The organism is Rhodococcus antarcticus (assembly GCF_026153295.1).
Taxonomy (GTDB): Bacteria; Actinomycetota; Actinomycetes; order Mycobacteriales; family Mycobacteriaceae; genus Rhodococcus_D; species Rhodococcus_D antarcticus.
The window spans coordinates 2,844,100-2,857,903 of the sequence record NZ_CP110615.1 but is presented as its reverse complement, the minus strand read 5'-3'; the positions used below and the strand labels follow the sequence as shown (position 1 = coordinate 2,857,903).

Below are 13,804 nucleotides of genomic sequence, written 5' to 3'. Positions count from 1 at the left end.
GACTCAGGAGAGGGCGGCGACCACGTGGTCGATGCACGCGGTGAGCGCGGTGACGTCGTCCGGCTCGATCGCCGGGAACATCCCGACCCGCAGCTGGTTGCGGCCGAGCTTGCGGTACGGCTCGGTGTCCACGACCCCGTTGGCGCGCAGCACCTTCGCCACGGCCGCGGCGTCCACCGCGTCGTCGAGGTCGATGGTGCCGACCACCAGGCTGCGCTGGGCCGGCTCGACCACGAACGGGGTCGCGAACTCCGACCTCTGCGCCCAGTCGTACAGCCGCGAGGAGGAGTCCGCGGTCCGGCTCGTGCACCAGTCCAGGCCGCCCTGGCCGTTCATCCACTCCAGCTGCTCGGCGAACATGATGAGCGTGGCGACGGCCGGGGTGTTGTAGGTCTGGTCCTTGGTCGAGTTGTCCAGCGCGGTGGTCAGCGAGAGCGACTCGGGGATCCAGCGGTCGGTGGCCCCGATCTCGGCCACCCGCTCCAGCGCGGCCGGGCTCATCAGCGCGACCCACAGCCCGCCGTCGGAGGCGAAGCACTTCTGCGGGGCGAAGTAGTAGACGTCGGCGTCGCTCGCGTCCAGGGGCAGCCCGCCCGCACCGGAGGTGGCGTCGATGGCGATGAGCTTGCCGTCCGAGCCCGCGGGCCGCTGCACCGGGATCATCACGCCGGTGGAGGTCTCGTTGTGCGCCCACCCGATCAGGTCGACGGAGTCGTCGGAGACCGGCGCGGGTGCGGAACCCGGCTCGGCCTTCACGACGACGGGGTCGGCCAGGAACGGCGCGCCCTTCGTGACGGAGGCGAACTTGGAGCTGAACTCGCCGTTGGTGAGGTGCAGGGAGCGCTCGCGCACCAGCCCCAGCGCCGCGGCGTCCCAGAACACCGTCGAGCCACCGTTGCCGAGCACCACCTCGTAGCCGTCCGGCAGCGCGAACAGGCTGCGCAGCCCGGAGCGCACCCGGCCCACCACGTCCTTGACGGGCTTCTGCCGGTGGCTGGTGCCCATGACCGTGCGCCCGCCGTCGAGCACGGCCTGCAGCTGTTCGGGTCGCACCTTCGACGGGCCGCAGCCGAAGCGGCCGTCGACGGGCAGGAGCTCGGCCGGGATGGTGATCGCGGGAGTTGTCACGGCCCCCATCCTGCCTGGTCCGCGCACGGAGCCGCCCCCGGGTCCGCCCGACCAGGGGTCAGCGGCGGGACTCGGGGGCGGTGCCGGATCGGCGCGGGGACCGCTCAGGCGTGGGTGATGTCCGCCCAGCCCTCGACGTCCTCGGCCTTGCGCGGGTCCGGGCCCACGTACAGGGCGGCCGGGCGGACCAGCTTGCCCAGGCGCTTCTGCTCCATGATGTGCGCGGCCCAGCCGGCCGTGCGCCCGGAGGTGAACATGGCCGGCATCATGTGCGCCGGGACCTCGGCGAAGTCCAGGATCACGGCGGCCCAGAACTCCACGTTCGTCTCGATGGGGTGGTCCGGACGGCGGGTGCGGAGCTCGGTCAGCGCGGCCTGCTCGAGGGCGGCGGCCGCCTCGTAGCGCGGTGCGTCCAGCTCCTTGCACTTCGCGCGGAGCACGCGGGCGCGCGGGTCCTCGGCCCGGTACACCCGGTGCCCGAAGCCCATGAGCTTCTCCTTGCGGTCGAGGATCCCCTTGACCAGCCCGGCGGGATCGCCGGAGGACTCGGTCTCGGTGATCATCGGCAGCACCCGGGCCGGGGCCCCGCCGTGCAGCGGACCGCTCATCGCGCCGATCGCACCGGACATGGCCGCCGCGACGTCGGCCCCCGTGGAGGCGATGACCCGGGCGGTGAAGGTGGAGGCGTTCATGCCGTGCTCGGCGGCGGAGACCCAGTAGGCGTCGATCGCCTCGACGTGGCGGGGGTCGGGGTCGCCCTGCCAGCGCGTCATGAAGCGCTCGGTGATCGAGGTGCACTCGTCGATGCGCCTCTGCGGCACGGCGGGCTGGTGGATGCCACGGGCCGACTGCGCGACGTAGGACAGCGCCATCACCGAGGCACGGGCGAGCTGCTCGCGCGCCGTGGCGTCGTCGATGTCCAGCAGCGGCTGGTAGCCCCAGATCGGGGCGAGCATGGCCAGCCCGGCCTGCACGTCCACCCGGACGTCACCGGTGTGGATGGGCAGGGGGAACGGCTCCGCCGGCGGCAGGCCGGGGCCGAACTTCCCGTCGACGAGCAGGGCCCACACGTTGCCGAAGGTCACCCCGTTGCCCACGAGGTCCTCGATGTTCACCCCGCGGTAGCGCAGGGCGCCGCCGTCCTTGTCGGGCTCGGCGATCTCGGTGGTGAAGGCGAGGACGCCCTCCAGACCCGACACGAAGTCGGCCGGTACCTCTACTGGTGCCACGGTGCTCAGGTCCTCCTCGTCGGCGCGCAGCACGGGTGTCTCCGCGCTGGTCGTGCGCGCGCAGCCGCGAGGGGTGGAGGTCGTCGTCACCCGTGCTGCGCTGCACGTTCGGGGTCAGCCTGCACCGGGCGTGCACGCCTGTGCAACGTGGCCGGCCGCCCCGCGAGCACCACGGCCGCTCGCGGGTAGCCTCCTGGCGTGGCCGGAACGCAGCAGGGGACAGGCGAGGACGCCCAGCGAGCCCCGGACCTCGCGTCCATGCGGGTGGCCTACCGGGCGGGCCACCTGGACGAGTCGACGGTCGCTGCCACCTGGCACGAGCAGCTGGCGCGCTGGCTCACCGAGGCCACCGCCGCCGGCACGGTCGAGCCGAACGCGATGGTGCTGGCCACCTCCGACACCGCCGGCCGCGCGTCCAGCCGGACGGTGCTCTGCAAGGGCCTCGACGCCCGCGGGATCGTCTTCTACTCCAACCACACCTCGGCCAAGGCGCACGACCTGCGCGACACCCGCTACGCCAGCGCCACCTTCCCGTGGGTGGCGATGCAGCGGCAGGTGCACGTGCGCGGGGCCACCGAGCGGACGTCGACGGAGGAGACCGCCGCCTACTGGGCCGGCCGTCCGCGGGGCAGCCAGCTCGGCGCGTGGGCCTCGGCGCAGTCCTCCACCGTGTCCTCCCGCCAGGCGCTGGACGACGCCCTCGACCTCGTCACCCGCCGCTACGCCGACGTGGAGCTGATCCCGGTGCCGGCGCACTGGGGTGGCACCCGCATCCGTCCGCAGTCGGTGGAGTTCTGGCAGGGCCGGGACAACCGGATGCACGACCGGCTCCGCTTCCGCCTGAACCCGGCGACGCGCGAGTGGGTGCTCGAACGCCTGCAACCATGAGCGGGCTCCGCGCCCGACGGCAACCATGAGCGGGCTCCGCGCCCGACGGCAACCATGAGGCACCTGCGCTCCCTGCTGGCCGACACCACCCCCCTGCAGACGCCGGCCTACCGCCGGCTCTGGGTGGCCGGGATCGTCACCGTCATCGGGGCGCAGCTCACCGTGGTCGCGGTGCCGCTGCAGGTGTACTCCCTGACCCGCTCCTCCGCCTACGTCGGCCTGACGGGCGTCTTCGCCCTGGTGCCGCTCATCGTGTTCGGGCTGTGGGGCGGTGCGCTGGCCGACGCGGTCGACCGCCGCACGCTGCTGCTCGTCAGCACGGTCGGCATCGGGGTGACCTCGCTGGCGTTCTGGGCGCAGGCCGTCGCGGGGGTGGACAACGTGTGGCTGGTGCTGGTGCTGCTGGCGGTGCAGACGGCCTTCTTCGGCATCAACCAGCCCACCCGCAGCGCGATCATCCCGCGGCTGCTGCCCTTCGACCAGGTCGCCGCGGCGAACGCGCTGAACATGAGCGTGTTCCAGCTCGGCGCCATCGTGGGGCCCGTGCTGGCCGGGGTCGCGCTCGGCTTCACCAGCCTGTCGACCCTCTACCTGGTGGACACCGTGCTCCTGCTGGCCACGCTGCACGCGGTGCTGCGGCTGCCGGCCCTGCCCCCGACGGTGCTCGGGCGCAAGGCCGGCCTGCGGGAGGTGCTGGACGGGTTCCGCTACCTGGCCGGTCACACGGTGCTGCTCGCCTCGTTCGTCGTCGACGTCATCGCCATGGTCGCGGGCATGCCCCGGGCGCTGTTCCCGGAGATGGCGGTGCAGAGCTTCGGGGCGCCGGAGGACGGCGGCACCGTGCTCGGGCTGCTGTTCGCGGGCATCGGGATCGGCGCGCTGGCCGGCGGCGTGTTCTCCGGACGACTGCCCGGGGTGGCGCGCCAGGGGGTGGCCGTCGTCGTCGCGATCGCCGTCTGGGGGCTGTGCATGGTCGGCTTCGGCCTGGCCGCCGGGGCCGGGGTGCTGTGGCTCGCGGTGGCGTTCCTCGCGGTGGGCGGCGCGGCCGACACGGTGTCGGCGGTGTACCGCTCGACGATCCTGCTGCAGGCCGCCAACGACGACGTCCGCGGGCGGCTGCAGGGCGTGTTCACCGTGGTGGTCGCCGGAGGGCCCCGCCTGGGCGACGTCACGCACGGGGCGTCCGCCGCGCTGGTGGGCACGACGGCGGCCGCGGCGGGGGGCGGGGTGCTCGTGGTCGTCGGGGTCGTCGTCGCCGCCCTGGCCATGCCCGCGTTCGTCCGCTACCGGGTGGTGTCGCGCGCGGGCGGTTGACCCCCGGCGGGCCCGGTCTTCAGGCGGGGGTCGGCTCCACCCGCACCACGGTGCGCTCGCCCAGCTTGACGGCCACCACCCCGGCCAGGATGAGCACCCCACCGGCCAGCTGCACCGGCCGCGGGAGCTCGTCGAGCAGCAGCCAGGCGAAGCCCACCCCCGCGAGCACCTCGAGCAGCGCGACGAACGACGCGAGCCGGGAGCCGAGGCGTCGACCGGCCGCGATGCCGGTGGTGTACGCCAGCGCGGCGGTGACCACGCCGAGCGCGAGCAGCGGCACCCACCACGGCACGCTCGTGCCGCCGTAGGTGGTGGGGCGGGTGGAGGCCGTCATCGGCAGCAGGCCCACCAGCCCGAGCCCACCGAGCACCACCGCTCCCACCACCAGCCCGCCGCCGGCCAGGGCGAGCGGCGGCAGCCCGTTGCTCTCGTCGGCGGAGATGAGGAAGTACGCCGACGCCCCCACCATCGCGGCCAGGGCCCACAGCACGCCCGCGGTGCTCAGCTCGGTGTCCGAGAGCAGGTCGAGCACCAGCACCAGGCCCGCGGCGGCCAGTGCCGCGCCGACCAGCGTCACCGGCCCGGGGCGCTGCCCCTGGCGCAGCCAGAGCCACAGCACCACCGCGGCCGGCGCCGTGTACTCGATGAGCAGCGCCGGGCCCACCTGCATCGTGGAGACGGCCGAGAAGTAGCAGAACTGGGCCCCGGCCACGGCGAGGAGGCCGTAGAGGACGACGAGCCCGGCGTTGCGCCGCAGCAGGTGCCACCGGCCGTGCAGGGCGAGCGCGCCGAACGGGGCGACCACCAGCGCCGCGATGCCCACCCGGACGCCGACGGCCGCACCGGCGCTCCACCCCGTGTCCAGCAACCCCCGGGCCAGGGCGCCCGACGCGCCGAAGGACGCGGCGGAGACGACGGCGAGGCCGAGCCCGCCGGCCAGCCGGGAGCGGGGCGCGGCGGCCACGGTGTCATGGGCAAGACTGGTCATGGGTCGTGACGGTAGCGGGGCCCGATGTAAGGTGTCAACATGGTCTTCACTCATGACACCGAGGTGTCGCTGCAGTCAGCCGTGTTCCTGGCCAACAGCGCGCTGGAGCCGGACACGCTGAGCACGGTGGCCGAGCTCGACGTGTGGTTCGACGAGCACGGCTTCACCGGACGCCACGACGGTGACCTCGCCGAGCTGGAGTCCGTGCGCACCCTGCGGCCCGTGCTGCACGAGCTGCTGACCAGCGACCGCGACCGCGCTGCCGAGCTCAGCAACCGGCTCCTCGAGCAGGCCCGGGCCCTGCCGCAGCTGGTGCGCCACGACCGCTTCGACTGGCACCTGCACGCCGTGTCGACCGACGCGCCGCTGGCCGCCCGCGTGGTCGTGGAGACCGCGATGGCCATGGTCGACGTGGTCCGGGCCGACGAGATGTCCCGGCTGGGGGTGTGCGCCGACGAGACCTGCTCGGGCGTGGTCCTCGACCTGTCGCGCAACCGCTCGCGGCGCTTCTGCAGCGTGGCCTGCGGAAACCGGGGGGCCGTGGCCGCCTACCGGGCCCGCCAGGCCTCCGGGGTGCAGGACTGAGCCCGCCCGCGCGCCCCCTGTCCACCCGTGCTCAGCCCCCCCGCGGCGCCCCCCGCCCCCGCGGGGAGGGGAGCCGCGTGCCGCTACGACCGGACCTGGGGCTGCTGAACCGGCACCACCCCGTGCCGCATGATGATCTCCATGAGCGAGCACGAGATCGCGGCCGCCGGGTACCACGCCGTCGTCAGCGCCACGGGGGCCGGGCTCCGGGTGCTGCGTCGCGGCGGGGTCGCCCTGACCGAGACCTGGGCGCCGGGCACGAAGCCCCCGCTCGCGGCGGGACTGGTCCTGTTCCCCTGGCCCAACCGCACCCGCGACGGCCGCTTCACCTTCGACGGCGCTGCCCACCAGCTCGAGCTCAGCGAGCCCGAGCTGCACAACGCCAGCCACGGCCTCGTCCGCGCGCGGGACTGGGAGCTCGTGGACGCCGGCGAGGCCTTCGTCGAGCAGGCGGTCGAGGTCGGGGGCGAGCCGGGCTGGCCGTTCCCGCTGCGCCACGTCGTGCGCCACGAGGTGGGCCCCGACGGACTGACCGCGACCCACAGGGTGACCAACACCGGCACCGGCCGCGCGCCGTTCGGCCTCGGGATCCACACGTTCCTGCGGGCCGGGGACGCCCCGATGGACGATTGCACGCTGCAGGTCCCGGCCTCCCGGGTGCAGCCCGTCGAGCGGCAGCGCAACCTGCCCGAGGGCCCCGTCCGCGACGTCACCCCCGAGGAGGACCTGCGCGAGCCCCGGGGCCTGGACGGGCTGTGGTTCGACACCCCGTTCACCGGTCTGGCCCGGGAGGGGGACGGCCGCGCCCGCTGCTGGCTGCGGGCCCCGGACGGCACCAGCGCCTGCCTGTGGACCTCGGCCGAGCTCGGGTGGGTGCAGGTGTTCACCGCCGACCCCCGCAACGACAAGGCCTATCCCGGACGCGGGCGCGCGCTGGCCGTGGAGCCGATGAGCTGCCCGCCGGACGCGCTGGCCAGCGGGGACGACCTGGTGGTGCTCGAGGCGGGCGCGAGCTGGACCGCGCAGTGGGGCATCAGCGGGGTGCTCCCGTCGTGAGGGTCGTGGTGGGCGGCGAGGCCCTGGTCGACCTGGTGCCGGTGAGCAGCGAGCCGCTGGCCCCGCTGGCCCCGCGCCTGGGCGGTGGACCGCTCACCGTCGCCGTCACCCTCGGTCGGCTCGGTGTCCCCACCGCGTTCTGCTCGCGCGTCTCCACCGACGGCTTCGGCGACGCCACCGTGGCGCACCTGGAGGCGGCCGGGGTCGAGCTGGACCTGCTGCAGCGCGGGGCCGAGCCCACGACGCTGGCCGTGGTGGCGCTGCAGCCCGGCGGCTCGGCGGGTTACACCTTCTACGTCCAGGGCACCGCCGACCGCCTGGTCACCGACCCCGGACCGCTGCCCGACGACGTGGCCGCGCTCAGCCTGGGCACCCTCGGGTTGGTGCTCGAGCCCGGGGCGTCGGTGTATGAAGCCGTGCTGCACCGCGAGCACGCCGCGGGCCGGCTGACGGTGCTCGACCCGAACATCCGCGCGGCCCTCGTCGAGGACGCCGACGCCTACCGGGCGCGGTTGCGCACCTGGCTGCCCTCGGTGGACGTGCTCAAGCTCAGCGACGACGACGCCGCGTGGCTGGGGGGCACGCCGCAGGAGTGGCTCGCGGCCGGGTGCACGGCCGTGGTGCTCACCCACGGCGGGGACGGGCTCGTGGTGCACACCGCGGCCGGACAGGTCCGGGTGCCCGGCGCGCGCGTCACCGTGGCCGACACCATCGGCGCCGGCGACACCGTGCACGGCGCGCTGCTGGGGTGGCTGGCCCGCGAGGACGCCCTCGACCGCGAGGCCGTGCGCGCGCTCGACGGCGCCGCCTGGACCCGGGCGCTCACCTTCGCCGCCGCGGCCGCGGGGATCACGGTCTCCCGCCCGGGCGCCGACCCGCCGTGGGCGGCCGAGCTGGCCTGAGGTCTTGTCCGCCGCCGGGCCGGGCGGACGGCTAGCGTGGGTGTGGTCGTTGACGTGCCGTCGGGGCTCGTGGTCGGCGGGGGACCCCCGCGGCGCGGCCCGGACCGGCTGAGCCGGAGAGGGACCCACAGTGTCCGACGAGACCAGGTCCGACGAGACCAGCGCCACCCTGAGCTATCCCGGCGGCGAGCACACCATGAGCATCGCCCGGGCGACCGAGGGCAACGACGGCGTCCAGCTGGGGAAGCTGCTCGCCGACACGGGCCTGACCACGCTCGACTCCGGCTTCGTCAACACCGCCTCGTGCAGCTCGGCCATCACCTACATCGACGGTGACGCCGGCATCCTGCGCTACCGCGGATACCCCATCGAGCAGCTCGCCGAGAAGTCCAGCTTCCTCGAGGTGAGCCACCTGCTGATCCACGGCGAGCTGCCCTCGGCCGGCGAGCTCGACGAGTTCACCGACCGCATCCGCCGGCACACGCTGCTGCACGAGGACCTGAAGCGCTTCTTCGACGGCTTCCCCCGCGACGCCCACCCCATGCCCGTGCTGAGCTCCGCGGTCAGCGCCCTGAGCACCTTCTACCAGGACTCGCTGGACCCCTTCGACGACGACCAGGTCGAGCTGTCCACCGTGCGGCTGCTCGCGAAGCTGCCCACCATCGCCGCCTACGCGTACAAGAAGTCCGTCGGGCAGCCGTTCCTGTACCCGGACAACTCGCTGTCGCTGACGGAGAACTTCCTGCGCATGACGTTCGGGTTCCCGGCCGAGCCCTACGAGGCGGACCCCGAGCTGGTCAAGACCCTGGACATGCTGCTGATCCTGCACGCCGACCACGAGCAGAACTGCTCCACGTCCACCGTGCGCATGGTCGGCAGCTCCAACGCCAACCTGTTCGCGAGCGTGTCGGCCGGGATCAACGCGCTGTTCGGGCCGCTGCACGGCGGGGCGAACCAGAGCGTGCTGGAGATGCTCGAGGGCATCCGGCGCGACGGCGGGGACGTGGCCGCGTTCGTGGAGCGGGTGAAGAACAAGGAGCCCGGGGTCAAGCTGATGGGCTTCGGCCACCGGGTCTACAAGAGCTACGACCCGCGGGCGGCCATCGTGGCGCAGGCGGCCCGCGACGTGCTGGCCAAGCTCGGCGGTGACGACGAGCTGCTGGACATCGCCCTCGCCCTCGAGCAGGCCGCGCTGACCGACGACTACTTCGTCGAGCGCAGGCTCTACCCGAACGTCGACTTCTACACCGGGCTGATCTACCGGGCGATGGGCTTCCCGACGCGGATGTTCACGGTGCTGTTCGCCATGGGCCGCCTGCCCGGGTGGATCGCGCACTGGCGGGAGATGATCTCCGACCCGCAGACGAAGATCGGCCGCCCGCGCCAGATCTACACCGGTGCCACGGAGCGGTCCTACGTCGACCTCGCCCAGCGCTGAGCGGCTCTCGGACGTCCTGCTGCCCGCGGCAGGAGCACCGATCTGCGGCTAGAGCTCGCCCGTGAGATACTGCGCGCGGCCGTGCCCGAAGGACCAGTCGCCCTTGGTGTTCTCCACGATCGACACCATGACGTCGGTCGGGGCGATGCCGGCGTCACGCTCGAGGTTGCCCACCAGCAGCTCGTAGAGCCTCGTCTTCTGCTCCTGGCTGCGCGGGCTCGTCGTGACCTGGACGAGCACGAAGGCGTCGGTACGGGTGATCCCCAGCCCCGTGTCCTCGATGCGCAGGTGCGCGGCGGGGTGGGCGTGCACCACCTGGTAGCGGTCGCCGTCCACGGTCTCCAGCGCCTCGACCTGGGCGGCGTAGGCGGCGTCGAGCAGGGCGGTGATCTGGTCGTCGGTGCGACCCTCGACGACGTCGAAGCGGAACAGCGGCACGGTGGTGTCCTTCCCTCGGGTTTCACCAGGGACAACCGGGCCCGTCGTGCACCTAGTCCCGTGCGCCTCTAGCGTCACAGTCCGTGTCAGGAGCAGGAGTGGACGAGGCAGCGGTCATCTGGTTCCGGCGCGACCTGCGCCTGGGCGACCTGCCCACCCTCACCGAGGCAGCGGTCAGGGCCGAGCGCTCGCTGGCCCTGTTCGTGCTGGACGACGCGCTGCTGGGCCCGGCCGGGGCACCGCGCACCACGTTCCTGTTCCGCTGCCTGCGCGAGCTCGACGCGGCCCTGGACGGACGGCTGCTGGTGGTGCGCGGCGACCCGGTGGACGTGCTTCCCCGGGTGGCGGCGGCGGTGGGGGCCTCCAGCGTGCACGTCTCGGCCGACTTCGCCCCGTACGGCACCCGCCGCGACACCGCCGTCGAGCAGGCCCTGGGCGAGGTCGAGCTGGTGCGCACCGGCAGCCCGTACGCGGTGGCCCCGGGTCGCGTCACCAAGGACGACGGCGACCCGTACCGGGTGTTCACCCCCTTCCGCCGGGCGTGGGCCGAGCACGGCTGGCGTGCCCCGGCGGACACGGGCGCGGGCACGGTCCGCTGGATCGACCCGGGCGAGAAGGACGGTGGACCGCGACGGGTGAGGATCCCTGAGGACGTGGCGCTGGGCGAGGTGGAGCTGCCGGCGGCGGGGGAGGCCGCGGCGTCGGCCCGCTGGGCGGAGTTCCTGCAGTCCGACGTCACGGCCTACGACGACGAGCGCAACCGCCCCGACCACGACGCCACCAGCCGCATGTCGCCCTACCTCAAGTACGGCTGCGTCCACCCGCGCACGATGCTCGCGGACCTGAAGGGCCGCACCGGGTCCGGGGCCACCACGTTCACCACCGAGCTGGCCTGGCGCGACTTCTACGCCGACGTCCTGCACCGCCGCCCGGACACCGCGCGCGAGCACTACGACCGTCGCTTCGACAAGATCCGCTACGACGACGGGGCGGCCGCCCGACAGGCGTTCGATGCGTGGGCGACCGGTCGCACGGGCTTCCCGATCGTCGACGCCGGGATGCGCCAGCTGCTCGCGCAGGGCTGGGTGCACAACCGGGTGCGGATGATCGTGGCCAGCTTCCTGACCAAGGACCTGCACCTGAGCTGGACGTGGGGTGCACGGCACTTCATGCGCCACCTCGTCGACGGGGACCTGTCGTCCAACCAGCACGGCTGGCAGTGGACGGCGGGCTCGGGCACCGACGCGTCGCCGTACTTCCGGGTGTTCAACCCGACGACGCAGGGGGAGAAGTTCGACCCGCAGGGCGACTACGTGCGCCGCTGGGTGCCCGAGCTGCGCGGGGTGGCGGGCAAGGCCGTGCACACGCTGCCCGGCGGGGTGCCACCCGGGTACGTCGAGCCGCTCGTGGACCACAAGCACGAGCGGCTCGTCGCACTGGACCGCTACGCCGCGCTCAAGGACGGCTGAACGGCCGAGGCCACGCCGGCTGGGTCCCGCCGCCCGAGCCGGGCCTCAGGAGCGGCCGATGGCCTGCCTCCAGCCGACCCGGGCGCCCGAGAGCAGGATCGACCGGCGGTAGATCGCCGAGGCCCCGACCGCGAGGGCCGAGGTCACGGCGACCATCAGCAGCACCGTCCCCACCACCTGCAGCGGGCTCGCCACCCCGGCCGCGATGCGCAGCGGCATGAGGATCGCCGAGAACGGGGGGATCCACGACATGACCGAGCTGATCGTGCCCGTGGGGTTCTGCACGGTGGACTGCGCGACGAAGAACATGGCCACCACGAGGATGGTGAGCGGGGTGGTCGTCGAGCCGATCTCCTCCTGGCGCGACACCATCGCCCCGGCCGCGGCGTAGAGCACCGCGAAGAACGCGAAGCCGAGGACGAACCAGGCCAGGGTGCTGACGAACACCACCACGGCCGTGCCGGTGACGGTGAGCAGTCCCGTGCCCAGGGCCGCCGTGAGCGCCACCACGCCGTAGGCGGCGAGCTGGACGAGCCCCACCAGCCCGATGCCGAGGACCTTGCCGACGAGCAGGTGCAGCGGCTTGACCGTCGACAGCAGCAGCTCGACCACCCGGCTGGTCTTCTCCTCGACCACGCCGGTGGCCACCGCGATCCCGTTGGCCAGCAGCTGGACGTAGAGCAGGGCCACCGCGGCGTAGGCCAGGGCCAGCCGCTGGCCGTCCACCGGGGGCTTGGGGGAGATCGCGTCCACGGTGACCACGGCCCCGGCGGTGGCCGCCCTCAGCTGCGCTGGGTCCACGCCTGCCGCGGTGAGCGCGGTGTCCCGCGCCCGCTGGGCCACGGCGGCGTCGAGCACGGTGCGCAGCCCGGCGCCGACGTCGTCCTCGGTGATCGCGGTGACGCCACCGTCCGCCCCGGCGACCAGCGCCACGTCGAGGCCCCCGGCGGAGACGGCGGCGCGCGCGGCCTGCTCGTCGGCGACATCGGAGACCTCCACGGGGGTGCCCAGGGCTCCGGCAGCAGCGGTGACCGAGGACGAGAGCGAGCTCGCACCGCCCACGAGGCCGACCTTCTGGGCGTCGGAGCCGCCGGTGAACACCGAGACCAGGATGATCGCCGCGGCGATGACCACGAGGATCACGGCGTTGCTGATGAGGAAGGCCTTGGTGCGCAACCGGGTGCGGACCTCGCGGCCGGCGATGAGGTGGACGGCCCGCACGGCGCTGACGGGGGGACGGGCGCCGGTCGGGGGACGGGTCGTGCTCGGGGTGCTCATGCGGCCACCACCTCTCGGAAGAGCTCGGTCAGGGACGACTGGCGCACCGCGAAGGAGTGCACGGGCCCGGTGCGCAGGGCGGCGGCGAGCACGGCCTGGTCGTCGGCACCCGGCAGCAGCTCGAGCACGGTGCGTCCGTCCCGGACGCCCACCGTGCGCACCCCGGGCAGCCCGTCGGCCCAGCCCGGTGCGGCCCCGGGGGCGTGCACCTCGAGCTGGGTTGTGCCGCGGTCGCGCAGCTCGTCCACGGTGCCCACGGCCTGCATGTGGCCCGCGCGCACGATCCCCACGCGGTGGCACAGCCGCTCCACGAGCTCGAGCTGGTGGCTGGAGAAGATGACGGGCACACCTGCCTCGCACTTCTCCACCAGCACGTGGCTCATCACGTCCACGGCCACCGGGTCCAGCCCGGAGAAGGGCTCGTCGAGCACCAGCACCTCGGGGTCGTGCACCAGGGCCGCGGCCAGCTGCACCCGTTGCTGGTTGCCCAGGCTCAGCGCGCTGACCGTGTCGTCCACCCTGTGCGCGATGTCCAGCCGCGTGGTCCAGCGGTGCACGGCGTCGGCGGCCTCGGCGCGCGAGAGCCCGTGCAGCTGGGCGATGTAGGCGAGCTGAGCGCCCACCTTCATCTTGGGGTAGAGCCCGCGTTCCTCAGGCATGTAGCCGATGCGGCGGCGGACGTCGAGGTCCACCGGCCGCCCGCCCAGCAGCACCTGGCCCTCGTCGGCCTCGAGCACCCCGAGCGCGATGCGCATGGTGGTGGTCTTGCCCGCCCCGTTGCTGCCGACGAAGCCGAACAGCTCGCCAGGGTGCACCTCGAAGCTCATGTCCGCCAGGGCGACCGTGTCCCCGTACCGCTTGGAGATCCCCTGGACCTGCAGTCCGTGCGTGCTCATCGCGTCCCCTCCTGTCGTTCCGTCCCGCTCTCCCCCGACGCGGGGGGCGGTGGCGGTGGTGCGCCAGCCCGGCCGCCGGTGGGCCGTCCGTTCGGCGAAGCGCTGCTGGCGGCGGTGCTGGCCGTCGAGCAGCCGCGGCCACCCCGTCCTCGGTCGTGCGGGCGTCGCGTGGCCATCTCGGCGTCCGTCATCCCT

At 73.8% G+C, this 13,804-nt stretch carries 13 protein-coding genes; 7 read left to right on the top strand and 6 right to left on the bottom strand.

Annotated elements, in window-relative coordinates:
* Nucleotides 1-3: 3 nt before the first annotated feature.
* Together serC and RHODO2019_RS13945 are read right to left on the bottom strand one after the other, a co-directional pair.
* Entirely contained in the window at nt 4-1,128 is a 1,125-nt protein-coding gene (gene serC / locus RHODO2019_RS13950; RefSeq protein ID WP_435532125.1) for a phosphoserine transaminase, read from the bottom strand.
* A 104-nt stretch (nt 1,129-1,232) separates the two neighbouring features.
* On the bottom strand, nt 1,233-2,357 hold the full coding sequence (locus RHODO2019_RS13945) for a citrate synthase 2 (protein WP_265384785.1): 1,125 nt from the start codon (nt 2,355-2,357) through the stop codon (nt 1,233-1,235).
* Between the two features lie 258 nt (nt 2,358-2,615).
* Between RHODO2019_RS13945 and pdxH the strand changes: the two genes are divergently transcribed.
* Together pdxH and RHODO2019_RS13935 are read left to right on the top strand one after the other, a co-directional pair.
* Complete coding sequence (pdxH, locus tag RHODO2019_RS13940; RefSeq protein ID WP_354005604.1) at nt 2,616-3,245, top strand: pyridoxamine 5'-phosphate oxidase; 630 nt, start codon at nt 2,616-2,618, stop codon at nt 3,243-3,245.
* 54 nt (nt 3,246-3,299) lie between these two features.
* Nucleotides 3,300-4,559, top strand: a complete 1,260-nt coding sequence (locus RHODO2019_RS13935) for an MFS transporter (protein WP_265382353.1) — start codon at nt 3,300-3,302, stop codon at nt 4,557-4,559.
* A 19-nt stretch (nt 4,560-4,578) separates the two neighbouring features.
* Here the strand turns inward: RHODO2019_RS13935 and RHODO2019_RS13930 are convergent, their stop codons facing one another.
* Nucleotides 4,579-5,547 (bottom strand): EamA family transporter, encoded by a 969-nt coding sequence (locus RHODO2019_RS13930; RefSeq protein ID WP_265382352.1) that lies wholly within the window; start codon nt 5,545-5,547, stop codon nt 4,579-4,581.
* Between the two features lie 39 nt (nt 5,548-5,586).
* On the opposite strand from RHODO2019_RS13930, the gene RHODO2019_RS13925 reads away from it, so the two are divergent.
* From RHODO2019_RS13925 to RHODO2019_RS13910, 4 genes are all read left to right on the top strand, one after another.
* Nucleotides 5,587-6,132 carry a CGNR zinc finger domain-containing protein gene (locus tag RHODO2019_RS13925; RefSeq protein WP_265382351.1) on the top strand — a complete coding sequence of 182 codons (546 nt, stop codon included), beginning with the start codon at nt 5,587-5,589 and terminating at the stop codon, nt 6,130-6,132.
* Between the two features lie 132 nt (nt 6,133-6,264).
* Nucleotides 6,265-7,188: an aldose 1-epimerase family protein gene (locus tag RHODO2019_RS13920; protein ID WP_265384784.1), complete on the top strand. Its 924-nt coding sequence runs from the start codon at nt 6,265-6,267 to the stop codon at nt 7,186-7,188.
* Nucleotides 7,185-8,090 (top strand): carbohydrate kinase family protein, encoded by a 906-nt coding sequence (locus RHODO2019_RS13915; RefSeq protein ID WP_265382350.1) that lies wholly within the window; start codon nt 7,185-7,187, stop codon nt 8,088-8,090. Before RHODO2019_RS13920 ends, RHODO2019_RS13915 begins: the two co-directional genes overlap by 4 nt.
* 196 nt (nt 8,091-8,286) lie before the next feature.
* Nucleotides 8,287-9,528, top strand: coding sequence for a citrate synthase (locus tag RHODO2019_RS13910; RefSeq protein ID WP_265384783.1), 1,242 nt, complete (start codon nt 8,287-8,289; stop codon nt 9,526-9,528).
* A 48-nt stretch (nt 9,529-9,576) separates the two neighbouring features.
* On the opposite strand, the gene RHODO2019_RS13905 is transcribed toward RHODO2019_RS13910, so the two are convergent.
* Nucleotides 9,577-9,966, bottom strand: a complete 390-nt coding sequence (locus RHODO2019_RS13905; protein WP_265382349.1) for a tautomerase family protein — start codon at nt 9,964-9,966, stop codon at nt 9,577-9,579.
* A gap of 98 nt (nt 9,967-10,064) precedes the next feature.
* Here RHODO2019_RS13905 and RHODO2019_RS13900 point away from each other — a divergent pair, with 98 nt between their 5' ends.
* Nucleotides 10,065-11,435, top strand: coding sequence for a cryptochrome/photolyase family protein (locus tag RHODO2019_RS13900; RefSeq protein WP_265382348.1), 1,371 nt, complete (start codon nt 10,065-10,067; stop codon nt 11,433-11,435).
* A gap of 45 nt (nt 11,436-11,480) precedes the next feature.
* On the opposite strand, the gene RHODO2019_RS13895 is transcribed toward RHODO2019_RS13900, so the two are convergent.
* Nucleotides 11,481-12,713: an ABC transporter permease gene (locus RHODO2019_RS13895; protein ID WP_265382347.1), complete on the bottom strand. Its 1,233-nt coding sequence runs from the start codon at nt 12,711-12,713 to the stop codon at nt 11,481-11,483.
* Nucleotides 12,710-13,609: an ABC transporter ATP-binding protein gene (locus tag RHODO2019_RS13890; protein WP_265382346.1), complete on the bottom strand. Its 900-nt coding sequence runs from the start codon at nt 13,607-13,609 to the stop codon at nt 12,710-12,712. Before RHODO2019_RS13890 ends, RHODO2019_RS13895 begins: the two co-directional genes overlap by 4 nt.
* Nucleotides 13,610-13,804 lie beyond the last annotated feature (195 nt).

Bases quoted from the DNA above. Each gene is read 5' to 3' on its own strand.
- RHODO2019_RS13935 (WP_265382353.1), top strand. From the start codon at position 3,300: ATGAGGCACCTGCGCTCCCTGCTGGCCGACACCACCCCCCTGCAGACG.
- RHODO2019_RS13930 (WP_265382352.1), bottom strand. From the start codon at position 5,547: ATGACCAGTCTTGCCCATGACACCGTGGCCGCCGCGCCCCGCTCCCGG.
- pdxH (WP_354005604.1), top strand. From the start codon at position 2,616: ATGCGGGTGGCCTACCGGGCGGGCCACCTGGACGAGTCGACGGTCGCT.
- RHODO2019_RS13920 (WP_265384784.1), top strand. From the start codon at position 6,265: ATGATCTCCATGAGCGAGCACGAGATCGCGGCCGCCGGGTACCACGCC.
- RHODO2019_RS13890 (WP_265382346.1), bottom strand. From the start codon at position 13,609: ATGAGCACGCACGGACTGCAGGTCCAGGGGATCTCCAAGCGGTACGGG.
- RHODO2019_RS13925 (WP_265382351.1), top strand. From the start codon at position 5,587: ATGGTCTTCACTCATGACACCGAGGTGTCGCTGCAGTCAGCCGTGTTC.
- RHODO2019_RS13895 (WP_265382347.1), bottom strand. From the start codon at position 12,713: ATGAGCACCCCGAGCACGACCCGTCCCCCGACCGGCGCCCGTCCCCCC.
- RHODO2019_RS13910 (WP_265384783.1), top strand. From the start codon at position 8,287: ATGAGCATCGCCCGGGCGACCGAGGGCAACGACGGCGTCCAGCTGGGG.